The 24,817-nt window shown below is 71.3% G+C and carries 26 protein-coding genes; 11 read left to right on the top strand and 15 right to left on the bottom strand.

The genetic code is table 11. From position 1 onward, the window contains the following. Positions 1-129: 129 nt before the first annotated feature. From DK412_RS06110 to DK412_RS06095, 4 genes are all read right to left on the bottom strand, one after another. On the bottom strand, positions 130-336 hold the full coding sequence (locus tag DK412_RS06110; protein WP_109975089.1) for a hypothetical protein: 207 nt from the start codon (positions 334-336) through the stop codon (positions 130-132). Between the two features lie 97 nt (positions 337-433). Then, entirely contained in the window at positions 434-1,450 is a 1,017-nt protein-coding gene (locus DK412_RS06105) for an ABC transporter substrate-binding protein (RefSeq protein ID WP_109971227.1), read from the bottom strand. A gap of 190 nt (positions 1,451-1,640) precedes the next feature. After that, a complete protein-coding gene (locus tag DK412_RS06100; protein WP_109971226.1) occupies positions 1,641-2,528 on the bottom strand; it encodes an ABC transporter permease in 888 nt (295 codons plus the stop codon). Positions 2,529-2,554: 26 nt separating this feature from the next. After that, a complete protein-coding gene (locus tag DK412_RS06095) occupies positions 2,555-3,325 on the bottom strand; it encodes an ABC transporter ATP-binding protein (protein WP_109971225.1) in 771 nt (256 codons plus the stop codon). Between the two features lie 138 nt (positions 3,326-3,463). Between DK412_RS06095 and DK412_RS06090 the strand changes: the two genes are divergently transcribed. From DK412_RS06090 to DK412_RS30555, 5 genes are all read left to right on the top strand, one after another. After that, positions 3,464-4,141: a response regulator transcription factor gene (locus DK412_RS06090; protein ID WP_109971224.1), complete on the top strand. Its 678-nt coding sequence runs from the start codon at positions 3,464-3,466 to the stop codon at positions 4,139-4,141. A 23-nt stretch (positions 4,142-4,164) separates the two neighbouring features. Continuing rightward, positions 4,165-5,550 (top strand): sensor histidine kinase, encoded by a 1,386-nt coding sequence (locus DK412_RS06085; protein WP_109975088.1) that lies wholly within the window; start codon positions 4,165-4,167, stop codon positions 5,548-5,550. Continuing rightward, positions 5,547-6,791: an ABC transporter substrate-binding protein gene (locus DK412_RS06080; RefSeq protein ID WP_245447447.1), complete on the top strand. Its 1,245-nt coding sequence runs from the start codon at positions 5,547-5,549 to the stop codon at positions 6,789-6,791. The genes DK412_RS06085 and DK412_RS06080 overlap by 4 nt, the downstream gene beginning before the upstream one ends. Before the next feature lie 58 nt (positions 6,792-6,849). Further along, complete coding sequence (locus DK412_RS06075; RefSeq protein WP_162596128.1) at positions 6,850-7,032, top strand: hypothetical protein; 183 nt, start codon at positions 6,850-6,852, stop codon at positions 7,030-7,032. A 92-nt stretch (positions 7,033-7,124) separates the two neighbouring features. Continuing rightward, entirely contained in the window at positions 7,125-7,280 is a 156-nt protein-coding gene (locus DK412_RS30555) for a hypothetical protein (protein WP_204165506.1), read from the top strand. Between the two features lie 162 nt (positions 7,281-7,442). On the opposite strand, the gene DK412_RS06070 is transcribed toward DK412_RS30555, so the two are convergent. From DK412_RS06070 to purM, 4 genes are all read right to left on the bottom strand, one after another. After that, positions 7,443-7,799, bottom strand: a complete 357-nt coding sequence (locus DK412_RS06070) for a VanZ family protein (RefSeq protein WP_162596127.1) — start codon at positions 7,797-7,799, stop codon at positions 7,443-7,445. Positions 7,800-7,899: 100 nt separating this feature from the next. Next, positions 7,900-8,163 (bottom strand): hypothetical protein, encoded by a 264-nt coding sequence (locus DK412_RS06065; protein WP_109971221.1) that lies wholly within the window; start codon positions 8,161-8,163, stop codon positions 7,900-7,902. A gap of 332 nt (positions 8,164-8,495) precedes the next feature. Continuing rightward, positions 8,496-9,155, bottom strand: a complete 660-nt coding sequence (gene purN / locus DK412_RS06060; protein ID WP_109971220.1) for a phosphoribosylglycinamide formyltransferase — start codon at positions 9,153-9,155, stop codon at positions 8,496-8,498. Beyond that, on the bottom strand, positions 9,152-10,228 hold the full coding sequence (purM, locus tag DK412_RS06055) for a phosphoribosylformylglycinamidine cyclo-ligase (protein WP_109971219.1): 1,077 nt from the start codon (positions 10,226-10,228) through the stop codon (positions 9,152-9,154). Before purM ends, purN begins: the two co-directional genes overlap by 4 nt. A gap of 95 nt (positions 10,229-10,323) precedes the next feature. On the opposite strand from purM, the gene DK412_RS06050 reads away from it, so the two are divergent. From DK412_RS06050 to ppx, 5 genes are all read left to right on the top strand, one after another. After that, complete coding sequence (locus DK412_RS06050; RefSeq protein ID WP_245447446.1) at positions 10,324-10,887, top strand: CDP-alcohol phosphatidyltransferase family protein; 564 nt, start codon at positions 10,324-10,326, stop codon at positions 10,885-10,887. Positions 10,888-10,993: 106 nt separating this feature from the next. Further along, positions 10,994-12,127 (top strand): AI-2E family transporter, encoded by a 1,134-nt coding sequence (locus DK412_RS06045; RefSeq protein ID WP_109975086.1) that lies wholly within the window; start codon positions 10,994-10,996, stop codon positions 12,125-12,127. Positions 12,128-12,150: 23 nt separating this feature from the next. Beyond that, positions 12,151-12,873, top strand: a complete 723-nt coding sequence (locus tag DK412_RS06040) for a hypothetical protein (RefSeq protein ID WP_109971217.1) — start codon at positions 12,151-12,153, stop codon at positions 12,871-12,873. A 263-nt stretch (positions 12,874-13,136) separates the two neighbouring features. Beyond that, entirely contained in the window at positions 13,137-15,347 is a 2,211-nt protein-coding gene (locus DK412_RS06035; protein WP_245447711.1) for an RNA degradosome polyphosphate kinase, read from the top strand. A 66-nt stretch (positions 15,348-15,413) separates the two neighbouring features. Continuing rightward, on the top strand, positions 15,414-16,949 hold the full coding sequence (gene ppx / locus DK412_RS06030; RefSeq protein WP_109971216.1) for an exopolyphosphatase: 1,536 nt from the start codon (positions 15,414-15,416) through the stop codon (positions 16,947-16,949). 86 nt (positions 16,950-17,035) lie between these two features. Here the strand turns inward: ppx and ubiB are convergent, their stop codons facing one another. Then, positions 17,036-18,586 carry a 2-polyprenylphenol 6-hydroxylase gene (gene ubiB / locus DK412_RS06025; protein WP_109971215.1) on the bottom strand — a complete coding sequence of 517 codons (1,551 nt, stop codon included), beginning with the start codon at positions 18,584-18,586 and terminating at the stop codon, positions 17,036-17,038. A 10-nt stretch (positions 18,587-18,596) separates the two neighbouring features. Further along, a complete protein-coding gene (gene ubiE / locus DK412_RS06020; RefSeq protein WP_109971214.1) occupies positions 18,597-19,355 on the bottom strand; it encodes a bifunctional demethylmenaquinone methyltransferase/2-methoxy-6-polyprenyl-1,4-benzoquinol methylase UbiE in 759 nt (252 codons plus the stop codon). Positions 19,356-19,474: 119 nt separating this feature from the next. Between ubiE and mutM the strand changes: the two genes are divergently transcribed. Continuing rightward, positions 19,475-20,365 (top strand): bifunctional DNA-formamidopyrimidine glycosylase/DNA-(apurinic or apyrimidinic site) lyase, encoded by an 891-nt coding sequence (gene mutM / locus DK412_RS06015; protein WP_109971213.1) that lies wholly within the window; start codon positions 19,475-19,477, stop codon positions 20,363-20,365. A gap of 374 nt (positions 20,366-20,739) precedes the next feature. Here mutM and DK412_RS06010 read toward each other — a convergent pair whose 3' ends face one another. From DK412_RS06010 to DK412_RS05990, 5 genes are read right to left on the bottom strand one after another with little or no spacing between them, the layout of a single operon-like run. After that, positions 20,740-21,489, bottom strand: a complete 750-nt coding sequence (locus DK412_RS06010; protein WP_109971212.1) for an SDR family oxidoreductase — start codon at positions 21,487-21,489, stop codon at positions 20,740-20,742. Positions 21,490-21,505: 16 nt separating this feature from the next. Further along, complete coding sequence (locus DK412_RS06005; protein WP_109971211.1) at positions 21,506-22,162, bottom strand: ATP-binding cassette domain-containing protein; 657 nt, start codon at positions 22,160-22,162, stop codon at positions 21,506-21,508. Beyond that, entirely contained in the window at positions 22,149-22,919 is a 771-nt protein-coding gene (locus DK412_RS06000) for an ABC transporter ATP-binding protein (RefSeq protein WP_109971210.1), read from the bottom strand. The genes DK412_RS06005 and DK412_RS06000 overlap by 14 nt, the downstream gene beginning before the upstream one ends. Beyond that, positions 22,916-23,848, bottom strand: a complete 933-nt coding sequence (locus DK412_RS05995) for a branched-chain amino acid ABC transporter permease (protein WP_109971209.1) — start codon at positions 23,846-23,848, stop codon at positions 22,916-22,918. The genes DK412_RS06000 and DK412_RS05995 overlap by 4 nt, the downstream gene beginning before the upstream one ends. 28 nt (positions 23,849-23,876) lie before the next feature. Continuing rightward, positions 23,877-24,809 (bottom strand): branched-chain amino acid ABC transporter permease, encoded by a 933-nt coding sequence (locus DK412_RS05990; protein ID WP_109975085.1) that lies wholly within the window; start codon positions 24,807-24,809, stop codon positions 23,877-23,879. Positions 24,810-24,817 lie beyond the last annotated feature (8 nt).

Below are 24,817 nucleotides of genomic sequence, written 5' to 3'. Positions count from 1 at the left end.
TCACTGTCCACCGGATAACGCGGTGCGGCGAGGGGTGGTCCATCGGTGAGTCGATCAAGGTTACGGTCTGGTCACCTACGTGCACGACCCGAGCGCCTGCATCCCGGGGTTGCGCCGTCCCCGCCGGCCTCAGAAGCCCTCCGCCTTGAGGGCGCGCAGGCGCCGGGCGCCCGTCTCGGCCGGGCTGCGGGCCGGGGAGAGGCGGCGCTCGATCGCCTCGAACTGGCGGCCCTGCGCTGCCAGGAGGAGACGCAGGGCCGCGATGCTGGCGTGCAGGTCCCGGGCGTCGCTGAGCGGATCCGGGGAAAGCTGGGCTGTCAGAGGCTGAGTCGGCATGGCCGGCATCAGGAGCGGCCAGGGTTAACCGGAGGTAAAAAACCTCGCCGCGCAGGCGGCGCGGCGAGGTCGTCGGCTCAAGGCGATCTCGGGCGGTTCAGCTGCCGGCGCGCTCGCGCAGGGCCGGGATGAACAGGTCCTGCCAGGTCGCCGGCTTGGTCTTCATGATGCCGGCCCGGTGCATGAAGGTGACGAACTCCATGATGCCGTGCGGCGTCGCCGAGAACTTGCTGTCCGGATCCTCCAGGATCTGGGCGACGTCGGCCGGGCTCACCTTCACCTTCGAGGAGCGGGCGAAGATCTCGGCGGTCTCGGCCTTGTTGGTGACGATGAAGTCGCAGGCCTGGTCGAGGGCGGCCAGGAAGGCCAGGGTCGTCTTCGGGTTCGCCTCGGTGAAGCGCTTGAGGGCGAACACCACGTCGAGGGTGATGTTGCCGAAGATCTGTGAGGCCTTGAGGATCGTGCGCACCTTCGGGTCGGCGCGCTCGACGCCGGTGAAGGGCGGCGAGGCGAAGTGGGCGACGATCTCGGTCTTGCCCGACAGGAGGGCGGCGACCGCCTCGGGGTGGGGCAGGCCGACGGTGCTGGAATCGAGCTTGGTGTAGTTCTCGGGCCCGAACTGCTTGGCCACCGCCATCTGCAGCACCACCGCGGCGAGCGAGGTCTTGATGCCGGGGATCGCGATCTTGTCCTTCGGGGTGAAGTCCGCGAGCGACTTGATCTCGGGCTTGTTGACGTTGAGGTCGAGGGCGGTGGCCGAGAGCCCCGAGACGCCGATCACCTCGGTCTTCGGGCTGCCGCGGCCCTTCGACCACAGGGCGAGGAAGCCGGGCGCCCCGGTGCCGGCGATGTCGAGGGAGCCGGCGATCATCGCGTCGTTGATGACGTTGCCCCCGTCGAGCGTCAGCCACGTCACCTTGACGTCGCCGAGGCCCGCCTTGGCGGCCTGGGCCTCCAGGAACTTCTTCTCCTGCATCACGAAGAGCGGCAGGTAGAGGACGCCGTAGCCCTTCGAGATGCGGACCTCGGACACCTCGGCCCGGGCCGGGATCAGGCTCATGGAGAACGCCAGTGCGGCGCCGGCAGCGAGGCCGAGAAGCTTGCGTGCGAACATGTGGTTTCCTCCCGAACGGCGTTCTTCGCGGGTCGTCCTTGCCCCCCGGACCATCCCAGGTCCAGGGGGCGGGGTGCAGATCCGCGTTTTAGAGCATTTTCCGACGAAGCGGATACCGGTTCGTCGAAGAAAATACGGCAAAATCAAAGACCTGGAGAACTTCGCGATTGCAGCGCGATCGTGAAGTGCTCTAGTGCTGCATGCCCCAGCGGCGGATCGTCTTCTTCTCGATGTTGGCGAAGATCACGTTCTCGACGAAGAGGCCGATCATGATGACGGTGAACAGGCCGGCGAAGACGTTGGTGGTCTCGAGCGCGTTGCGGTTCTCGAAGATGTACCAGCCGAGGCCGCCCGAGCCCGAGGAGACGCCGAAGACGAGTTCCGCGGCGATGAGCGTGCGCCAGGCGAAGGCCCAGCCGACCTTGAGGCCGGTGAGGATCGAGGGGAACGCCGCCGGGATCAGGATCGCCCGCACCAGGCTCAGGTTGCGCAGACCGTAATTGAGGCCGACCATCCGGAGCGTGTTCGAGACCGAGCGGAAGCCCGCATGGGTGTTGAGCGCGATCGCCCACAGCACCGAGTGGACGAGGACGAACACCACGCTGCCCTGGCCGAGGCCGAACCAGATCAGCGCCAGCGGCAGGAGCGCGATGGCCGGCAGCGGGTTGAACATCGCCGTCAGCGTCTCGAGCAGGTCGGTGCCGATCCGCGAGCCGATGGCCAGCGTGGTGAGCAGCGCGGCGAGCACGATGCCGATGCCGTAGCCGATGGCCAGCGTCTGGAGCGAGACCAGCGCCTTGGTGGGAATCTCGCCGCTCAGGATCGCGCCGGCGAAGGCCTCGACCGTGGCGGAGAAGGTCGGGAACAGCAGCGGGTTGTCGAGCCAGCGGCCGTAGGCCTCCCAGACCACCGCCAGCACGGCGAGAACCAGGGCCTTGCGCAGCCAGCTCTGGCGATAGGCGAGCTCGGCGAAGGACAGGCGCTGCTCGACGCTGATCGCACCGGCGGCGGAGGTCTCGCGGACGATCTCGGGCCTCTGGGCCAGAGGCGTGGTGAGGGGGGCGAGGGTGGCGGTCACGGCGTGTCTCCCGGGTTCTTGATCGTTCAGGCGAACAGCATGTCGTTGATGCGTGTCTCGAGGGCGCCTTGCGCGGCGGTGCCGAGTTCCGAGGCCGGCAGGCTGTTGAGCTCCGCCTTGACCTGGCCCGGATGGGGCGAGAGCAGCAGGATGCGGGTGCCGACCTTGATCGCCTCCTCGATCGAGTGGGTGACGAACAGGACGGTGAACCGGGTGTCCTCCCACAGGCGCAGCAGCTCGTCCTGCATCTTGCGGCGGGTCAGCGCGTCGAGGGCGGCGAAGGGCTCGTCCATCAGGAGGATGTCGGGCTCCATCGCCATGCCGCGGGCGATCGCCACGCGCTGCTTCATGCCGCCCGACAGCATGTGCGGGAAGGAGTCGGCGAACTTCGCCAGGCCGACCTTCTCGATATAGGCCATCGCCCGGTCCTCGGCCTCCGCGCCGGCGGCACGACCCGAGGCGGTGAGCGCGAAGGCGACGTTCTGCTTGACCGTCTTCCAGGGCAGGAGCTGGTCGAACTCCTGAAACACCATCATCCGGTCGGGGCCGGGCTCGGTGACCTTGCCACCCTTGAGCTTGATCTCCCCCTCGACCGGACTCATGTAGCCGCCGATCGCCTTGAGGAGGGTGGACTTGCCGCAGCCCGACGGCCCGAGCAGGATGTAGCGGTCGCCCGGCATCACCTCGAAATCGACCCGGTAGGTCGCGGTGACCAGGTGATCGGTGGTCTTGTACTGGAGCGTGACGCCCTCGACCTGGAGCAGCGGCTCGGGGATGATGGTTGGGCGTGCGTTCATGGTGGGCCTCCCCTTGCGTCCGTCGTCGTGCCGTTGGGCCGTGCGTTCGATCTGGCCGGGCGTTGGACCGTGGGATAGGCTTCGAACCTGTTGCCAATCTGACAGATAGTTCCGGTCGGGCTCGGGAGAGGAAATTTCGTGCGCATCCTGCTCGTCGAGGACACGCGGGACGTCGGCGAGGCCATCGCGGTCCGCCTGCGCGGGCTCGGCCACGCGGTCGACTGGGAGACCGACGGGGCGGCGGCGGACGCGGTGCTGGAGGTGCAGGCCTACGACCTCGTGATCCTCGACGTGAACCTGCCGGGCCTCGACGGATTCGCGATCCTCAAGCGCCTCAGGGCGCGCCGCGGCCCGGTGCCGGTCCTGGTGCTCACCGCCCGCTCGGAGGTCGACGACCGGGTCGGCGCGCTCGATCTCGGCGCCGACGACTACCTGGTGAAGCCGTTCGACTTCCGCGAGCTGGAGGCGCGGGTGCGGGCGCTGCTCCGCCGCAACAGCGGGCACGCCGACAACGCGCTCTCCCTCGGCAACCTGCGTCTCGACCGGGAGGCGCGCAGCGCCAGCGTGGCGGGTGAGCCGCTCGAACTGACGCGGCGGGAATGGACCCTGATCGAGATCCTGGCGGCGCGGCCGGGCCGCATCTTCGCCAAGGGCGAGCTGCTGGAGCGGGTCTTCGCCTTCGAGGAGGAATCGAGCGAGAACGCCGTCGAGCAGATCGTGGCGCGCCTGCGCCGCAAGCTCACCGCCGCCGGCGCCCGGGCCGAGATCCGCACCCTGCGGGGCCTGGGCTACCAGGTGGTGTGCGCGGATCCGTGATTTTCCTCGATGATGCCGCCTCGATGATCTCCCGCACCTCCTCGCTGTTCTCGCGCCTCGTCGCGGTGCTGGCCCTGGTGCTCGCCGTCGGCGCGGCCCTGCTGCTCGTGGCCGCCTGGGCCTCGGCGCGGCTCGCGGCGGACGAGGCCTATGACCGGCTCCTCGTCGGCGCGGCGCTCCAGATCGCCGAGACCATCGCCAGCGACGGGCGCGCGATCTCGGTCGATCCGCCCTTCTCGGCCTTCGAGACGCTGGCGCTCAGCCCCCGGGACCGGATCTACTACAAGGTCGTCGATCCGTCCGACCATCTGCTCACCGGCGACGCCGACCTCAGGATCCCGGTCGACCGCGCCCGCCTCGCCGCCGGCCCGCTCCTCCTCGACGGGGAGCATCGCGGCCTCGCGGTACGGGCGGTGGTGACGGGCCGCTACGTGCCGGACGCGACGCAGGCCGGGTTCGCCGCCGTGGTGGTGGCCCAGACCCGCGAGGCGCGGAGCAGCCTCACCCGGGCGCTCACGATCAAGGCGAGCCTGATGGTGCTGGCGATGAGTGCGCTGGCGCTCGGTGCCGTCGCGGTGGCGGTGCGGGGCGCCCTGCGTCCGCTGACCGCCATCGAGGGCGTGCTGGCGGCGCGCGGGCCCAACGATCTCCAGCCCCTCGGCCTCGCCGCCCCGCAGGAGATCCACCTGCTCGTCGCCTCGATCGACCACTTCATGGGGCGGCTCTCGGGCCACGTCGCGGTGATGAAGCGCTTCATCGCCGATGCCGCGCACCAGATCCGCACGCCGCTGACCGCGCTCACCGCCCAGCTCGACCTCCTGTCGGACGAGACCGACGAGGGCCGCCGGCGCGACCAGCTCGCCCGCATCCGCGCGCGGATGGCCGAGCTCGGGCACCTGACGAACCAGCTCCTCAACCACGCCATGGTGATCCACCGCGCCCGGACGGCGGCCTTCGATCCGGTCGACGTGGCGGGGCTCGCCCGCCGCACCCTGATCGACGCCGTGCAGACGGCGGGCGACCGAGCGGTCGATATCGGCTACGAGGGGCCGGACGAGGCCGTGACCATCCCGGGCGACGCCATCGCGCTGCGCGAGGCGCTGGCGAACCTGATCCACAACGCCCTCAAGCACGGCGCGCCCGGCCGGCTCACCGTCCGGGTCGGACGCGAGCGCGGCCGGGTGGTGCTGGCGGTGGAGGATGACGGCCCGGGCATCCCGGCGAGCGACTGGACGCGGGTGCGCGAGCCGTTCCAGGCCGCCACCGGCGGCACCGTCGGGTCCGGCCTCGGCCTGTCGATCGCCGCCGAGGTGGCGGCGGCCCATGGCGGCGAGATGCGCTTCGAGTCCCACTCGGAGAGGGGGTTCTGCGTGGTCCTGTCCCTGCCGGACGGGGAGGAGCGGCCGTGATCCGACGCCTCAGCGGATTTCGCAAAAGTGGCCGCCGGTCTTGCGACAAAAATCTGCGACACGACAAGAAGCTGAGCGGACGAAGCGTTGGCCTGCCGACGCAAGTCTGCTTAGCCCCGCTCGTCTCCCTCGTTCTCGGTTCCGGCTTCTCGGGCCCGGCCGCCGCCGAGGAGGCGACCCGCTTCCCCGCCAGCGAGCACGAGCGCACCACGCTCACGATCCGCTCCGCCGCCGACCTCGACGCGATGGCGCCGCTGATCCGCGACTACCAGCTGCTCTACCCGGACGTGACGGTGGTCTACCACGAGTACATCACCGCCGACCTGTTCGGCGAGATCGCGGCGTCCTGCGCCGCCGGCCGCGCCGACCGCGCCCGGGCGGCGGACGTGGTGATCTCCTCCTCGGTCGATCACCTGATCAAGCTGGCCAATGACGGCTGCGCCCGGGCCCACCGCTCGATCGAGACCGGCCGCCAGCCCGACTGGGCCGCCTGGCGCAACGAGGTGTTCGGCTTCACCACCGAGCCGGCGGTGATCGCCTACCGGCCCGACCTCGTGCCGCGCGAGGACCTGCCGCAGAGCCGGGTCGAGCTCGTCGACCTCCTGCGGCGCAAGCCCGAGGCCTATGCGGGGAAGATCGGCTCCTACGACATCACGCTGTCGGGCATCGGCTACCTGTTCGCCGCCTATGACGGCCGCGCCGCTGCCGCCACCTACGGGCGCCTCGTCGAGGCGTTCGGGCGGGCGAACCTCCAGGTCCGCTGCTGCACCGGCGACCTGATCGCCGATCTCGAGGCCGGGCGCATCGCCATCGGCTACAACCTGCTCGGCTCCTACGTCTACCGGGCGATGAGGCGCGGCGCCCGCCTCGGCCTGATCGTGCCGCGGGACTACACCCTGGTCCTCGCCCGCGCCGCCCTGGTGCCGGTCACCGCCCGGGCGGTCGGGGACGCCTTCGCCTTCGTCGATTACCTCCTGTCCGAGCGCGGCCAGCGGGTGTCGCGCGAGGAGGCGTTCTTCTTCGACCGCACCGGCCCGCTGCCGCCCGGGATCGACGGCCCGCCGAGCCTGTCGGCCGCCGGTGCGTTCCGGCCGATCACCGTCGGGCCGGTGCTGCTCGCGGTGCAGGACCGGGCCAGGCGCGCCCGCTTCCTCGCCGAGTGGCGGCAATCGATCGGCGCGGAGGCGCCGAAGGGCGAGGGGAGCGGCCAGACCGGGGGACGGCGGGCGGAGGAGCCGTGACGTCGGCCGCAACTCCCCGAGGCCTCCGGCCGTTGACCCCGCGGAGGTGCTGACCGCGATGAAGGGATCCCCGTACAGCCTGTGGCTCTCCGCCGCCAACCGGGCCGCCGGCTTCTGGATGGGCCACGCGGCGAACGCCGTGCGGCGCCAGCAGCGCGCGGCGCTGACCGAACTCGGCAAGGCCGCGACGCCGAAGCCCAAGACGAAGCGCCGCCGCCGCACCCGGCGCCGCGCCGCCTGAAGCGGGGCTCTTCGCGGCCGTTCCGAATCGGATTAATGTTCCCCCCTTGAGTCGGCCCGCACAAGAACGGGCCGGCCATGGAGGAGGCAGCCATGCAGGAGACGGTGCGCATCACGGTGCGGCCCGACGGCCGCTACACGCTCTATCGCGGCGAGACCCCGCTGATCTTCGGCCTGACCCGCGAGATGGCGTTCACCCTGGCCGAGAGCTGCGGCATCGTCATCGAGCGCGCCTACAGCATCAACTAGCGGGCTATACCAACGGTCGTTGGAAACGACCTTTGGTTCCGTTCCCGAGTTTTCGTCAAGCCGTTGGCTTGGGGTCGCAAATTCGAGATGGATCAACGGCCTCGTCGATCTCGGGCCTGCCCGGGATCGACGTTGATGCGTCAGCATCTCAGGCCGTTGGTATTACGCCTCGCCGCGGGTGCCGAGGCGGGGAAAGACCAGGCCGGCGGCGAGCGACGCCGCCGCGCCGACGCCGCAGCCGACCACCTTGACCATCAGGTCGGCGACGCGGCCGTGCCGGGTCGGCTCGAGCAGCTGGAATGCTTCGAGCGCGCCCGCCGCCGCCACCGTCAGCACCAGAACCTGCCAGCGGTGGCGCGGATAGCCCAGCGCCAGCAGGAAGGCGAGCACCGCGAAGGCGCCGAACCGCTCGATCGAGACCGGCATGGTGCTGACCGGCCGGTACCCGATCGGCGCGATGGTCGCCACCGTGATGGCGGCCAGGATCAACCAGCCGAGATAGCGCGACGCTCTGGTCATGAGGGGGTGATCCGTGCGGGCCTCGCGGCCCGTCTTTCGTCGAACGATACCGATGCCGGTGCCAGATCGCACCGCGCTCCGCAATCCTGATCCGGAAGGGTTAAGGTTCCGCCCGAGGGGAGTGCGGCACCGTGACATCCGCCCCCTCGGCGGCGGGCTTGGCCGGCGGCACCGGCGCGGCGGGCTCGCCACCGGGCTCCGGATCCTCGCGCCGCTCGATCGCCGCCAGGATCAGGGCGGCCTGCGCGCCGCACACCGTCGCCGTGAGGATCCCGAACACGATCGCCCAGCCGGTGCCGTATTGCAGCGTCCAGGCCAGGGCCGTCAGCCCGCCGCTGATCGTCGCCGAGACGATGAAGAACATCCGGCGCCTCCCGGTCCCGCTCCGCCGGCCGACTCTATCTCAAGTTGTATATTTGTGAAGGACAATCCGGATGCGACGGGTCGTCCGGTGTTCCCCTGCGGTTGACGTCGTGCCGCTGGAGGCTGCCGATCGCATCGGTTTCCCGCGGCGGCAGTCGATGTCAGGGAACGACCGGGCGAGGATCGCCCGAGGCCAGTACAGCCCGCCCGATCGTCGGCGCGTCGACCTGGCAGAACCGGGCGACCCGTTCGGCGATTCGCCGGGAGGGGGACGAGACGCTGGGATACCAGGCCGCCTGCTCTCTGCCGGGCTCGGCCCCCCCGGTCCCGCGATCAGCCCAGGGCCGGCGCCACCAGCGCACCCTCGGCGCCGCCGCTGCCCGGCGCGAACACCACCCGGCCCCCGTCGAGGCGGGCCCGCCCGCTCGCCACCAGGGCGAGGGCCGCCGGGTAGAGCCGGTGCTCCTGCACCAGCACCCGGGCGCTCAAGGAGTTTTCGTCGTCCTCCGGCAGCACCGGCACGGCGGCCTGGGCGACGATCGGGCCGGCATCGAGCTCGGGCACCACGAAATGCACCGTGCAGCCATGGACGCGCACCCCGGCGGCGAGCGCCTGGGCGTGGGTGTGGGTGCCGCGGAACAGCGGCAGCAGGGAGGGGTGGATGTTGAGCATCCGCCCGGCCCAGGCCTCGACGAACCACGGCGTCAGCACCCGCATGAAGCCGGCGAGCACCAGGAACTCGACGCCGTGACGGCGAAGCGCCTCGTCCAACGCCCGCTCGAAGGCGGCCCGGTCGGGATAGGCGCGGTGATCGACCGCCTCGGTGGCGATCCCGGCTTCCGCCGCCCGGGCGAGGCCGGGCGCGGTCGGCCGGTTCGAGGCGACGAGGACGATCTCGGCCGGGTAGTCCGGCCGCTGCGCGGCCTCGAGCAGCGTCGCCATGTTCGAGCCGCGGCCCGAGATCAGGACCGCGACCTTGGCGCGGGCGCTCATAGGCCGAGCCGGCCCGAATAGGTGACGGGCGCCTCGCCCCGCGCGGTGATCTGCCCGAGGCGGACCGGCGCCTCGCCGGCAGCCTGGAGCGCCCGGCTCACCGCCTCGGCCTGTGCGGGATCGACCACCACCACCATGCCGATGCCGCAATTGAAGGTGCGCAGCATCTCGGCCTCGGCGACGTTGCCCTGGCGGGCGAGCCAGCCGAAGACCGGCGGTACTTTGACGGCCGACAGGTCGAGCGCGATGCCGACGCCGTCGGGCAGCACGCGCGGCAGGTTGTCGGGAAAGCCGCCGCCGGTGATGTGGGCGAGCGCCTTGATGGCGCCGTGCCCGGTCTCCTTGAGCGCCGCCAGCAGCGGCTTGACGTAGATGCGGGTCGGCGTGAGCAGCGCCTCGCCGAGGCTGACGCCCTCCGCGAACGGCGCCGGCGCGTCGTAGCCGAGGCCGGAGGCCGCCACGATCCGGCGCACCAGCGAGAACCCGTTCGAGTGCACGCCCGAGGAGGGGAGGCCGAGCACCACGTCGCCGGGCGCGATGCCGGCGACCGGCAGGAGCGCGCCGCGCTCGGCCGCACCCACCGCGAAGCCCGCGAGGTCGTAGTCGGAGCCGTCGTAGAGGCCAGGCATCTCGGCGGTCTCGCCGCCGATGAGCGCGCAGCCGGCCTGGCGGCAGCCCTCGGCGATGCCCTTGACGATGTCGGCCCCGACCCCCGGCACCAGCTTGCCGGTGGCGTAGTAGTCGAGGAAGAACAGGGGCTCGGCGCCCTGCACGATGATGTCGTTGACGCACATCGCCACGAGGTCGATGCCGATCGTCGCGTGGCGCCCGGTCTCGATCGCGATCTTGACCTTGGTGCCGACGCCGTCGTTGGCCGCGACCAGGATCGCGTCCTTGAAGCCCGCCGCCTTCAGGTCGAACAGGCCGCCGAAGCCGCCGATCTCCGCATCGGCCCCCGGCCGGCGGGTCGCCCGCACCAGGGGCTTGATCGCCTCGACCATGGCGTTGCCGGCATCGATGTCGACGCCCGCCTCCGCGTAGGTCATCCCGTTCTGGCGCTCGCCCGTCGTCATCCCTCGACCCTTCGCCTCGATCCTGCACCTGTTGCGACCGCTCTTAGCCGCTCTTGTGCGGGATCGCGAGTCGGGGCAGCCCGGGAGCCATGACGTTGCCGAAGACCCTCCCGCCATCCGTGCCGAGATCCCTGCCGAACCTGATCACCGCGGCGCGCCTCGCGCTGGTGCCCGTCACCGTCTGGGCGATCGCCCGCGAGGCCTGGGGCGCCGCCTTCCTGGTCTTCGCGCTCGCCGGGCTCTCCGACGGGATCGACGGAGTCCTCGCCCGCCGCTACGCCCTGACCAGCCGGCTCGGTGCGGTCCTCGATCCGCTCGCCGACAAGGCCCTGATGCTCGCCGTGCTGGTGAGCCTGACCCTCGCCGGGCTCGTGCCGGCGTGGTTCCCGGCCGTGCTGATCGCCCGCGACGGCCTGATGGTGATGGGCGCCGGTCTCGCCCGGCTCGCCGGGCGGCCGCTGGAGACCCCGCCGCTCCTCGTCGGCAAGCTCAACACCGCCTGCCAGATCGCCTTCCTGGCCTGGCTCCTCGGGAGCCGGGCCCTCGGGATCGACGCCGCGGCGGCGGAGGCCTGGGCGATGCCGGCGCTGGCCGGCCTGTCGGTGGCCTCGGGCGTCGTCCAGGGCCTCGCCGGGTGGCGCGCCGGGACCGCCCGATGAGCCTCGACGGCGCCGCCCGGCTTGACCCTGCGGCGCCGTCCTTCCATCTCGGGCCGGCCGGGGCGCGACGGATTCGCGTGGGGGGACGAGGCCAGCGCGCATGCCGATCCAACGCCGGGCCGCCATCACCCTGGCCGTCCTCGCCCTCCTGGTCTTCCTGCTCTACCAGCTGCGCGACGTGCTGCTGCCCTTCGTGGCCGGCGCGGCTCTGGCCTACGCCCTCGATCCCGTCGCCGACCGGCTGGAGCGGCTCGGGGTCGGGCGGCTCGCCGCGACGCTGATCATCCTGGCGGTGTTCCTGCTCGGGCTGATCCTCGCCCTGATCGTCGTGGTGCCGCTCGCGGCGAACCAGGTCGCGGCGCTCGTCGCCTCGCTGCCGGCGATGATCGCCAAGCTCCAGGGGATCATCGCCGAGCGGGCGGGTCCGCTGATCGAGCGGGCCGGCGGCCACGGCGCGCTCCAGGAGCTGCAATCCTCGGTCGGCAACCTGATGGGCCAGGCGGTGGCCTGGATCCTCGGCTTCCTGCGCTCGCTGTGGTCGGGCAGCCAGGCGGTGGTCGGCATCGTCTCGCTGCTGGTGGTGACGCCGGTCGTCGCGTTCTACCTCCTGGTCGACTGGGACCGGATGATCGCGACGCTCGACCGCTGGGTGCCGCCGCGCCACCGCCCGACCGCCCGGATGCTCGCCGCCGAGATCGACGGGGCGATCACCGCCTTCATCCGCGGCCAGAGCCTGGTCTGCCTGATCCTCGGCACGTTCTACGCGCTCGGCCTGTGGGGGGTCGGGCTCAATTTCGGCGTGCTGATCGGCCTGATGGCCGGCTTCCTCACCTTCATCCCGTATGTCGGTTCGCTCACCGGCTTCCTGCTCTCCACCGGCGTCGCCCTGGTGCAGTTCTGGCCAGACTGGGTCTCGGTGCTGCTGACGGTCGGGGTGTTCCTGGTCGGGCAGTTCCTGGAGGGCAACGTGCTCCAGCCGAAGCTCGTCGGCGACGCGGTGCGGCTGCACCCGGTCTGGCTGATGTTCGCGCTGCTCGCCTTCGGCTCGCTGTTCGGCTTCCTCGGCCTGCTCCTGGCGGTGCCGGTGGCGGCGGCGCTCGGCGTCGTCGCCCGCTTCGGGGTCAAGCGCTACCTCGCGAGCCGCCTCTACCACGACGGCACGCCGATCCTCGCCTCCGACGCGGGGACCGCCGCGGTCACGGTGGCGAAACCCGCCCCGCCCGCCATATCGAAGCCCTGACCGCACGAGACCCGCGACCCCGCATGACCGACCACCCGCGCCAGCTCGCCCTCGACCTGCCCGTCGCTCCCCGCTTCGGCTCCGAGGACTTCCTGGTCAGCCCCTCGAACGAGGCGGCCTATGCCCGCATCGAGGCCTGGCCGGACTGGCCGGACCGCGTCCTCGTGCTCACCGGCCCGCCGGGCAGCGGCAAGAGCCATCTCGCGGCGATCTTCGCCGAGCGCGCCGGCGCGCTCACGGTGCCGGCCTCGGCCGTGACGGCGGAGGCGGTGCCGGATCTCAGCCGCGCCGACGCCCTGGTGATCGAGGATGCCGACCGCCCGGAGGGCCGCGACGAGGCCGCCCTGTTCCACCTCCTCAACCTCGCCCGCGAGCGGGGCCTGAGCGTGGTGGTGACCGGGTCGGGGCCGGTCGAGGCCTGGGGGATCGCCACCCCCGACCTGCGCTCGCGCCTGCGCCTCGCGCCCGGGATCGGCGTCGCGCCCCCGGACGAGGCCCTGCTCAAGGTCGTGCTGGTCAAGCTCTTCCTCGACCGCCAGCTCGTCGTCGATACCAGCGTGGTCGACGCGCTGGCGCTCCGCCTCGACCGGTCGCTGGCCCGGGCCCGCGACGTGGTGGCGGTCCTCGACCGGGAGGGGTTGAGCCGGCGCCGGCGCATCACCCGGCCGCTGGCGCTCGCCACCCTGGCGGCGCTGGAGGGTCAGGGGGACGGCGACGGGGCGTACGACGACGCCGAGGAGGAGTGAGCCCGGGGAACCATACGCGTGCGAACGGATAACTCCCGCACCGTTCATGCAAATGTCAAACTGACCTGTCACCGGGGAGGGCTGAGAGCCGCGCCCCGGCATCGATCCAAGGAGGAGCCATCGTGTCGGACACCGCTGCCGGAGCCAGTGCTATCCCGGTCCTCGACGAGACCGAGGCGACACCGGAGAAGGTGGAGGGCGCTCGGCGCGACGAGGCGGAGATCCTCGCCGAGGCCAAGATCGAGGCCAAGACCGAGACCAAGATCAACGACAAGGCCGATCCCGAGGCCGCGCAGGACGCCTCCCGGAAGGCCAAGGCCGAGGCCGTCGCGGCGGGCCGGGCGCTCCGCCACGAGCCGGGCCGCTACGTCAACCGCGAATTGTCCTGGCTGCAATTCAACCGCCGGGTGCTGGAAGAGGCCTCGAATGCCGGCCACCCGCTGCTGGAGCAGCTGCGCTTCCTGTCGATCTCGGCCAACAACCTCGACGAGTTCTTCATGGTGCGGGTCGCCGGCCTGCACGATCAGGTCCGCGCCGGGCTGACCGCGCCGTCGGCCGACGGCCTGTCGCCCTCCGAGCAGCTCGCCCGCATCGACGCCGAGGTCACCGGGCTCGCCCGCGACCAGCAGACCCGCTGGCGCGAGCTGCGCGAGGCGCTGCACCACGAGGGCATCGACCTCGTCGAGGCGATGGACCTGTCCGCAGAGGAAGCAGCCTGGCTCGAGGATTACTTCCTCCAGCACATCTTCCCCGTCCTGACGCCGCTCGCCATCGACCCGGCGCATCCGTTCCCGTTCATCCCGAATCTCGGCTCGACCATCGCCCTGACCCTGGTGCGTCCGCGCGACGCCAGGACCTTGCGGGCGCTGATCCGCCTGCCCTCGATCATCGACCGCTTCGTGCGCCTGCCCGATCCCGGCGGCACCGGCACCGCCCGCTTCATCGCCATCGAGCAGGTGATCGTCCTGTTCACCAGCCGCCTGTTCCCGGGCTACCTGGTCAAGGGCCAGGGCGGCTTCCGGGTGGTGCGCGATTCCGACCTCGAGATCGAGGAGGAGGCCGAGGACCTGGTGCGCCACTTCGAGACAGCGCTGAAGCAGCGCCGCCGCGGCGTGGTCATCCGCCTCGAAGTCGTCGCCACCATGCCGGAGGACCTGCGCACCTTCGTGGCCGACGAGCTGGAGATCTCGTCCGACGCGGTGTTCGTGGTCGAGGGGATGCTCGCCCTCAACGAACTCTCGCAGATCGTCGGGATCGACCGGCCGGACCTGAAGTTCAAGCCCTACAACCCGCGCTTCCCCGAGCGCATCCGCGAGAGCGGCGGCGACTGCTTCGCGGCGATCCGGCAGAAGGACTTCATCGTCCACCACCCCTACGAGTCGTTCGACTCGGTGGTGCAGTTCCTCTCGCAGGCCGCCCGCGACCCGAACGTGGTGGCGATCAAGCAGACGCTCTACCGCACCTCCTCGAACTCGCCCATCGTCGCGGCTTTGGCCGAGGCCGCGGAGGCCGGCAAGTCGGTGACGGCGCTGGTCGAACTGAAGGCGCGCTTCGACGAGGAAGCCAATATCCGCTGGGCCCGCAACCTCGAGAAGGCGGGCGCGCAAGTCGTGTTCGGCTTCATCGAGCTGAAGACCCACGCCAAGCTCTCGATGGTGGTCCGCCGCGAGGGCGACCGCCTGGTGAGCTACTGCCACGTCGGCACCGGCAACTATCACCCGATCACCGCCCGGATCTACACCGACCTGTCGTTCTTCACCGCCGACCCGGTGATCGGGCGCGACGTCTCGCGGATCTTCAACTTCATCACCGGCTACGCCGAGCCGGCGGAGCTGGAGCGGATGGCGGTCTCGCCGCTGACCCTGAAGGCGCGCCTGCTCGAACATATCGGCGAGGAGATCGCCCACGCGAAGGCCGGGCGGCCGGCGGCGATCTGGATCAAGTGCAACTCCCTCGTCGATACCCAGGTCATCGACGCGCTCTACGACGCCAGCGAGGCCGGCGTCGCGATCGACTGCGTGGTCCGCGGCATCTGCTGCCTCCGCCCCGGGGTGCCGGGCCTGTCGGAGAACATCCGGGTCAAGTCGATCGTCGGGCGCTTCCTGGAGCACGGCCGGGTCTACGCCTTCGGCAACGGCGTCGGGCTGCCCCACCCGAAGGCGCGGGTCTACATCGCGTCGGCGGACCTGATGAGCCGCAACCTCGACCGCAGGGTGGAGGCGATGCTGCCGATCCTCAACCCGACGGTGCACCAGCAGGTGCTCGACCAGATCATGATGGCGAATCTCCTCGACAACCAGCAGAGCTGGCGTGTACTGGCGTCGGGTGCGAGCGAGCGGATCGAGCCCGCCGAGGGCGAGGAACCCTTCAACGCGCACAAGTATTTCATGACCAACCCGAGCCTGTCGGGCCGCGGGAAGGCATCGAAGAAATCGAGTCCGCGCGCGCTCAGCCGGCGCGCCCAGCGCGCCTGACCTGAGGGGCCCGGGCGGGTTCCAGGGTCCTCCGGGTCGGGCGGCGCTTCCGTCATGAGGACCTGGATGGGCCTGGATCGTACCGCCCTCGATGAGGCCGCGCTCGCTCGGATCGAGCCCGGCGCCCCCGTCGCCATCATCGATATCGGCTCGAACTCCGTCCGGCTGGTCGCCTATTCGGGCATCAGCCGGGCGCCGACGCCGCTCTACAACGAGAAGGTCCTGTGCGGCCTCGGCCGCAACGTGCTGACCACCGGCCGCCTCAACGAGGAGGCGGTGCGCCGCGCCCTCCAGGCTCTGGCCCGGTTCCGGGTCCTGTGCGAGACCATGCATGTCGGCCAGGTCTTCGTGCTGGCCACCGCCGCCGCCCGCGACGCCGAGAACGGCCCGGCCTTCCTCGAAGCGGCCGAGGCCGCCTGCGGCCACCCGATCGAACTCCTGTCGGGCCGACGCGAGGCGGAACTCTCCGCTTACGGCATCATCTCGGGGTTCCACGCGCCGGACGGCGTGGTGGGCGATCTCGGCGGCGGCAGCCTCGAACTCGTCGACCTGCGCGGCTCGGCGGTCGGCAGCGGCGTGACCATGCCGCTCGGCGGCCTCGCCCTCCAGGACCTCAGCGGCGGCTCGCTCAAGAAGGCCCGCAAGATCGCCGCCGACGCGCTGAAGAAGGCGGGTCCGCAGCTCGACACCCTCAAGGGCCGCACCTTCTACGCCGTCGGCGGCACCTGGCGGGCGCTCGCCCGCCTGCACCAGGCGGCGCGGGACTACCGCCTGCACGTGATGCACGGCTACGCGATCGAGCCCAACGACGAATTGTCCTTCCTCCAGGTCGTCGAGCAGTCGGACGCCGCGACGCTCGCCGCGGTCGAGAGCGTGTCCGAGGCGCGCCGGCCGCTGCTGGCCTACGGCGCGGTGGTGCTGGAGGAGGTGATCCGCTCCGGGCGCCCGCGCGAGATCGCGATCTCGGCCACCGGGGTGCGCGAGGGCCTGCTCTACGAGAAGCTCGACGTCGCGACGCGGGCCCGCGACCCGCTGCTGATGGCGGCGGCCGAGCTCAACCGCCTGCGCTGCCGCAGCCCCGGCCACGGCCCCGAATTGCAGGCCTGGACCGACGCCTTCATGGCGAGCCTGTCGACGCCGGAGACCGCGGACGAGCGGCGCCTGCGCCACGCCGCCTGCCTGCTCGCCGATGTCGGCTGGCGCACCCATCCGGATTACCGCGGCGAGCAGAGCCTCAACGTCATCGCCCACGCCTCCTTCACCGGCATCGACCATCCGGGCCGGGCCTACCTGGCGGTCGCGGTGTTCTTCCGCCACGAGGGCGTCGCGCCCGACAAGGCGAGCCCGCTCCTGCGCCAGCTCGCCGGCCCGCGGCTGTTCGAGCAGGCCCGGCTCCTCGGCGCGGTCCTGCGCGTCGCCTTCCCGGTCTCGGTGGCGATGGAGGGCATCCTGCCGCGCACGCCGCTCGTGATGCGCGACGGCGCCGTCGTCCTGACCCTGCCGCACGCCTTGCGCGACCTCGCCAGCGACCGACTGTCGAACCGCCTGCGCGGGCTCGGGCGCCTGCTCGGGGTCGAGGCGCGGATCGAGATCGCGGATTGACTCCGCCGGCCGCCGGGATGGACCCGGCGGCGGTCGCGGAATGACGGCTGGGCGGGGATCGCGGGCCCTCCAGCGAAATTCTTGCTTCAGCGCAAGGCGATCGCCAGCAGCGACCCGGCGATCACCCAGAGCGCCAGGGTCGACCACACCATCCGCTTGGTCTCGGTCCGGATGCGGCGCTCCACGCGAGACACCTCGCGCAGGCCCTCCTCGTCGAGGCGCACCAGCACGCGCTTGGCGCGTTGCGCCAGGTCGGGCACGTCGGCGACCACGTCGGCGAGCGTCAGCACGGCGCGCCGGGCCTGGTCGGCCCGGCCGATCGGCCCGAGGTTGCGGGTGAGCCAGGCCCGCACCACCGGCTCGGCGGTGGTCCACATGTCGAGCCGCGGATCGAGCGAGCGTGCCACGCCCTCGACCACCACCATCGTCTTCTGGAGCATCACCAGCTCGGTGCGGGTGCTCATGTCGAACAGGGCGGTCACGTCGAAGAGCAGCGTCAGCACCTTCGCCATCGAGATCTCGTCGGCCCGGCGCTGGTGGATCGGCTCTCCGATCGCCCGGATCGCCTGCGCGAAATCGTCGACGGAGTGGTGCGAGGGCACGTAGCCGGCCTCGAAATGCACCTCCGCCACCCGGCGGTAGTCGCGCAGGATGAAGCCGAGGAGAATCTCCGCCAGGAAGCGGCGCTCCTTGATCCCGAGCCGGCCCATGATGCCGAAATCGACCGCGACGAGCCGCCCGGCCGGATCGACGAACAGGTTGCCCGGGTGCATGTCGGCGTGAAAGAAGCCGTCCCGGATCGCGTGGCGCAGGAAGGACTGGATCACGGTCCGGCCGAGGGCCGCCGCGTCGTGCCCGGCCGCCACGATTGCCGTGCGGTCGTTGAGGCGGATGCCGTCGATCCACTCGCTCGCCAGCACGTCGCGGCCGGTCAGCTCCCAGACCGGCTGCGGCACCCGGAATTCGGGATCGTCCTTGATGTTCTCGGCGAGCTCCGACAGGGCGGCGGCCTCGAGCCGCAGATCCATCTCCATCGCGACGGAGCGGGCGAGCGTCTCCACCACCTCGCGCGGGCGCAGGCGCTCGGCCTCGGGCCGCAGGGCCTCGACCACCCGGGCCATGAAGCGCATCGCCTGGATGTCGCGGGCGAAGCGCTCGCGCACCCCCGGCCGCATGATCTTGACCGCGACCACCCGCTCGGTCCCGTCGGGCTCACGCAGGTGCGCCTTGTGGACCTGCGCGATCGAGGCGGCGGCGATCGGCTCGCTGAACGAGGTGAACAGTTCACCGACCGGCTTGCCGAGGGTCGATTCGAGGATCCCGACCGCGACATCCTGCGGGAAGGGTGGCACCCGGTCCTGCAGCCGCTCCAGGTCGCGGGCCGCCGCCATGCCGACGATGTCGGGCCGCGTCGCCAGGAACTGGCCGAACTTGACGTAGGACGGCCCGAGCCGCGTCAGCGCGGCGGGCAGGCGGCCGGGGCCGAGGCCCGGGCGTTCGAGCTTGCGGCCGAGCCGCAGGACGAGGCGCAGGTGCGGCGGCAGTTCGGCGGCGTCGACGAAGGCGAGGGCGCCCTCGCGGGCCATAACCCAGCCGACATGGATGCCCCGCGCGAGGTGGGCGACGAGGCTCAGCACGGGTAAGGCCTCACGCGAGCTTCCAGCCGGAATGGATGGCGCAGATGCCGCCCGAGAGCGGCCGGTGGGTGACGTGCCCGAAGCCCGCCTCCTCGATCATCCGGGCGAAGGAGCCCGGCGTCGGGAAGCGGCGGATCGACTCGACGAGGTACTGGTAGGATTCCTTGTCGCCGGCGACCAGCGAGCCGAGCCGCGGGATGACCTTGAACGAGTAGGCCTCGTAGATCTTGTCGAGCCCCGGCACGTCGACGTGGGAGAATTCGAGGCACAGGAAGCGCCCGCCGACCTTGAGCACCCGGTGGGCCTCCTGGAGCGCCAGCTCTATCCGCGGCACGTTCCTTATGCCGAAGGCGATGGTGTAGGCGTCGAAGGTCTCGGGCGGCAGCGGCAGCGACTCGGCGTTGCCGGCGACGAAATCGATCCGCGAGCCGTAAGCATGGCCGGCGCGCTCGCGGCCGACGCCGAGCATCGCCTCGTTGATGTCGAGGACGGTGACCTTGGTGTCGGGCCCGCCGGCTTCCAGCGTGCGGAACGCGATGTCGCCGGTGCCGCCGGCGACGTCCAGCAGCCGGAACGGCCGGGTGCGCGAGGGCCGTAAGCTCGACACGAAGGCGCTCTTCCACGCCCGGTGCAGGCCCCCCGACATCAGGTCGTTCATCAGGTCGTAGCGCTTGGCCACCGAGCGGAAGACCTCGTTGACGCGGTCCTGCTTCTCCGCGAGCCGGACGCGCTCGAAGCCGAAATCGGTGCTGGTCTCGTCGCCGGCCATGCCATCAGGTCCCCTGTCGTGGCGGCCTGCATAGCGAAGCCGGTGAGAAATCACCATCTTGGCCTGCATCTGCGAGGGGTGCGCTTCGTCGCGCCCACCTCCTTCTCCACGGAAGAGCGATGCCCGAACTGCCCGAAGTCGAGACGGTGCGCCGCGGCCTGGAGCCGGCGATGGTCGGCGCCCGCGTCACCGAGGTCGTGCTGAACCGGCCGAACCTGCGCTTTCCCTTCCCAGCCCGTTTCGCCGAGCGGGTGCGTGGCCACGAGGTGACCGCCCTGTCGCGGCGCGCCAAGTATCTCGTCGCCGACCTCTCCTCCGGCGAGGCGCTGATCATGCATCTCGGGATGAGCGGGCGCTTCGACGTGCAGTTGCCCGACGGCCGCACCGTCTCGCCCGGCGACTTCTACCTCGACGGGGCGCAGGGGCAGGGCAAGCACGACCACGTCCGGTTCGCGCTCTCGAACGGCGCCCGGGTCGTCTACAACGACGCCCGTCGCTTCGGCTTCATGGACCTCGTGCCGTCGGCCGACCTCGCGACCTGCCGCCACTTCGCCGGCATGGGCATCGAGCCGCTCGGCAACGAGCTGTCCGGCGAGACGATCGCGGGCCTGTTCGCGGGCAAGCGCACGCCGCTGAAGGCCGCGCTCCTCGACCAGCGGCTGATCGCGGGCCTCGGCAACATCTACGTCTGCGAGGCCCTGCACCGGGCGAAGCTCCACCCGGAGGCGCCGGCCGGCACCCTGGCGGACGCGGCCGGCCGCCCGACCGCGAAGGCCAAGCGCCTCGCCACCGTGATCCGCGACGTGCTGACCGAGGCGGTGGCGGCCGGCGGCTCGACCTTGCGCGACTACGTCCATACCGACGGCAGCGCGGGGGCGTTCCAGCACGCCTTCCGGGTCTACGACCGGGAGGGGCTGGGCTGTACGGCGAAGGGGTGCCGGGGGGTGGTGCGGCGGCTGGTGCAGTCGGGGCGCTCGACGTTCTATTGCGAGACGTGCCAGCCGCGGTGAGTGTATCAATTTGTCCGGACGCGAGGCGATGACGCGCCGGCTCGTTTATCCCCTCGGGATGAGGTTGCACATTGTTGAGACGGGCCCACGACCGTCGATCGTGAAGACCTCGCAGAAGAAGGCGAGGGTCTCCTCCTCTCCCCGCGGGCGGGGAGAGGCCTGAGCTCCGAAGGGGCTCAGGGAGCAGCGAACCGAAGGTTCGCCGCGAGGGTGAGGGGGTATTCCCGGAGGAGCCCATCCGGCGACCCCCCCCTTACCCTCGCTTCGGCTGCGCCTCCGCTTGCCGTGTCACCTGGACGGTGCCACGGCCCTCTCCCCGCCCGCGGGGAGAGGAGAAACCCGAGCTTGATTCTTTCGCGAACGGCTGGCTGAAATCAAACCGTCCGGCCGCCGTCGATCGGCATCTCCACACCGGTGATGAACTCCGCCTCGTCGGAGGCCAGGAACAACGCCACGTTGGCGATGTCGGCGGCCCGCGACATCCGGCCGAGCGGGATCGTGGCGACGAACTTCGCCCGGTTCTCCGGGGTGTCGGGCACGCCCATGAAGGCCTCGAGCAGGCCGGTCTCGCCCATCACCGGGCAGAGCGCGTTGACGCGGATCTTCCACGGGGCCAGCTCGACGGCGAGCGACTTCGACATCAGGTTCACCGCCCCCTTCGAGGCGTTGTACCAGGTCAGGCCGGGACGGGGCCGGATGCCGGCGGTCGAGCCGACGTTCAGGATCACGCCGCCGCCGTTGTCGCGCATCGCCGGGGCCAGCGCCCGGACGAAGTGGAAGATCGACTTCACGTTGACCCGGAAGACCCGGTCGAAGGCCTCCTCGTCCACGTCCATCAGCGGCTGGTTGCGGTGGGTGGTGCCGGCATTGTTGACGAGGATCTGCGGCGTGCCGAAGGCCTCGGTGGTGCGCCGGACCGCCTCCTGCACGTCCTCGGCGCTGCCGACATCGGCCGCGATGGCGATCGCCGACGGGCCGATCTCAGCCGCGACGCGTTCCGCCGCGTCGCCGCGCAGGTCGAGCACCGCGACCTTGGCGCCTTCCTCGGCGTAGCGCTTGGCGATGCCCTCGCCGAACCCGCCGCCGGCGCCGGTGACGATCGCGACCTTGCCGTTCAGCCTCATGGGAAACACTCCTTGGTCAGGCGGCCGAGATCTCGCCGCGCTCGATCTGGATGGTGGTGTCGACGAGCGCCCGCAGCAGGTCCGGGCTGCTCTCGGTGATGAGGATCGCGACGTCGGGGAGCGCGGCCCGCAGGCGGGCCAGGGCCTCGGCGTAGCGAAGGGCCAAAGCCGGGGCGAGACCCTGGAACGGCTCGTCGAGGAGCACCGCGCGGGTGCCGACCATCAAGGCGCGGCCGAGCGCCACCATCTTGCCCTGGCCGCCCGACAGCCCCGCCGCCTTGCGGGGGGCGAAGTCCTTGAGTTCCGGCAGCAGCGCGTAGACGGAATCGAGCCGCCGCGAGACCTCCGCCTTCGGCAGCCCCAGCACCTGGGCCGGCAGCAGCAAATTGTCCTGCACCGTGAAGCTGCCGAACAGCTTGCGCTCCTCCGGGGCGTAGCCGATGCCGAGCCGCGCGCGGTGATGCGCCGGCACGGAGCCGGCCTCCTGCCCGTCGAGCACCAGCCGGCCGGCCTGGAGGGGGAGGAGCCCCATCAGGGCGCGGAGCGTCGTGGTCTTGCCGGCGCCGTTGCGGCCGATCAGCGCCACGCGCCCGCCCGGCGGCACCTGGAGCGACACGCCGCGCAGCACCGGCGCGCCGGCGATCGCGACCGCCGCTCCCTCAAGCCGCAGCATGGGCGCCTCCCGCGGGTGCGATGCCGATCACCGTGCGCTGCACCTCCGGGTCGTTGAGGATCTGGGCCGGCGGTCCGAGCGCCGCGATCTTCCCCTGGCCCCACACCGCCACCCGGTCGGCGAAGCGCCCGACCACCTCCATGTCGTGCTCCACGAACACCGCCGTGACGCGCGCCTCGCGCAGGACCCGCACCAGGGTCTCGACGATGCCCATCTTCTCGGCCGCGGCGACGCCGCTCGTCGGCTCGTCCATCAGGAGGAGGCGGGGGCGGAGCGCCACCGCCATGGCGATGTCGACGAGCTTGCGCGCACCCTCGTTGAGCGCGTCGGCCCGCACGTCGGCGATGCGGGTGAGGCCGAAGCGCCCGATCAGCTCCGCCGCCTCGTCGCGGAAGCGCGGGCGCAGGAGCGGGGTCAGCACCGACCACACGCCCTCGCGGGCCGCCACCGCCAGCGCCACGTTCTGCAAGACGGTGTGCTCGGTGAAGAGCTGCGGCAGCTGGAAGCTGCGCGCGACGCCGAGCCCGACGATGCGGCGCGGCGACAGGCCGAGGATCGGCTTGCCTTCGAAGGCGATCGAGCCGCCTTGCGGCTTCAGGTAGCCGGTGGTCATGTTGATGAAGGTGGTCTTGCCGGCGCCGTTCGGGCCGATGATCGCCAGGAACTCGCCGGCCTCGACGTCGAGGTCGATCCCATCGGCAGCTTTCAGGCCGCCGAAGGCGAGGCGCAGACCCCTAGCCTGGAGGAGCGCGGTCATGCGGCCCTCCTGCGGCTCGCAATCATGCCCCAGAGGCCGCCCGGCGCGAACACGATGACCCCGAGCAGCACGAGGCCGAGCACCAGCTGCCAGGCATTGGCGAAGGTGGCCGCCGCGTAGACGCGGGTCAGCTCGTAGGCCGCCGCGCCCAGGAACGGCCCGATCACGCTGCCGGCCCCGCCGAGGATCGCGATGAAGACGAGCTCGCCCGAGGTGGTCCAGTAGCTCAAGGCCGGCGTCACGTGGCGGGTGGTGAGGGCGATGATCGCCCCGGCGAAGCCCGCCATCACGGCCGAGGCGACGTAGGCCGCCAGCAGCACGCGCTTCGGCGACACGCCCATGAAGTCGAGCCGCGTCTCGCGGGTCTTGATGCCGGCGAGCGCCTCGCCGAGCGGGGAGGCCAGGGCCACCCGCACCAGGGCGCCGCAGGCGAGCGCCAGGACGAGGGCAAGCCCCAGCACCGTCCACTCCCCCGCCTCGCCGGCGAGCGGCCGGCCCAGGAACGTGACCGGCGGCAGCCGGATGCCGTCGGCGCCGTGGGTGAGGGCGTAGAATTTTTCCAGCACCGAGTAGAACACCATGCTGAGCGCGAGATTCAGCATGCCGAAGAAGATCTCGCGGTAGCGCACCACGAAGAGCCCGATGAGCAGGCCGAGCAATCCGGCGAGGATGGCCGCAAGCGGCACGAGCAGCAGGGCCTCCGGCAGGACAAGAGCGCCGAACGCCACCGTGTAGGCGGCGAGCGCGAGGTAGAGGGCGTGGCCGAAGCTGACCTGGCCGGCGCGCAGCAGCAGCAGGATGCCGAGCACCGCCAGCCCCTTGGCCAGCGCGATGGTGAGGACGAAGCGCAGCCACGGCACCGCGTAGGCGAGCGCGACGACCAGCACGGCGCCGGCGAGCGCCAAAAGGGTTTCGGAGCGGCGGGTCATGGCGCCACGCCTCCTTCAAGGATGTAGGTCATATCCGCCGGGTCTCCGCCACGCCGAACAGGCCTTGGGGCCGGAACAGCAGCACCGCCACCATGATGGCGTAGGGCACCACCACCTCGAATTCCGGCGCGACGTAGACCGCGAAGGAGCGGCCGAGGCCGATCAGCAGGGCGGCCAAAGCCGCGCCCTCGATCTGGCCGAGGCCCGCGGTCGCCACCACCGCGAAGGAGAGCACGATGGTCGAGGCGCCGACGCCCGGCACCAGCGAGACGGTGGGGGCGGCGAGCGCGCCGCCGAGCGCCGCCAGCGCGGCGCCCACCGTGAAGGTGAGCATTGTCACCTTGGCGGCGTCGATGCCCATTGCGCGGGCCGCCTCGCGGTCGACCGTGACCGCCACGACCATCCGGCCGGTGAGCGTGTAGCGGAGCACGTAGGCGAGAATGGCGAGGGTGGCGAGCGCCACCCCCGGCAGCACGTAGAGCTGGTAGGCGGTGAACGGGATCACGTCCTGGCCGAACGGCACGTCGACCGTACCGAGCCACTTCAGCGGCGCGTCGAACACCACCGGCTGCACGCCCCAGACCAGCTTCTGCAGGTCCTCCAGGATCATGAACAGCGCGAAGGTGACGAGGAGCTGCAGCACCGGCTCGCGGTCCTGCATCCGCCGCAGCAGCAGCCGCTCGATCACCGGCCCGAGCACCACGCCGACCAGCACGGAGGCCGCGAGCAGGATCGGCAAGCCGAGCCAGGGCGGCGCGCCGAGCGAGGCGGCGAACAGCCCGAGGGAGGCCGCGGCGTAGCCGCCGATGGCGTAGAGGCTGCCATGGGCGACGTTGAGCACCCGCAGCACGCCGAACACCAGGTTCAAGCCCACCGCCACCATGAACACGGCGGCGGCGTAGGACAGCCCGTCGAGCAGGGCGAGCCCGACGAGGATTCCGTTCTCCGACAGCCAAGGCATCGACAGCA

The organism is Methylobacterium sp. 17Sr1-1 (assembly GCF_003173775.1).
Lineage (GTDB): Bacteria > Pseudomonadota > Alphaproteobacteria > Rhizobiales > Beijerinckiaceae > Methylobacterium.
Note: the sequence above shows the minus strand (reverse complement) of the source record. Positions and strands in the feature narration are given on the sequence as shown.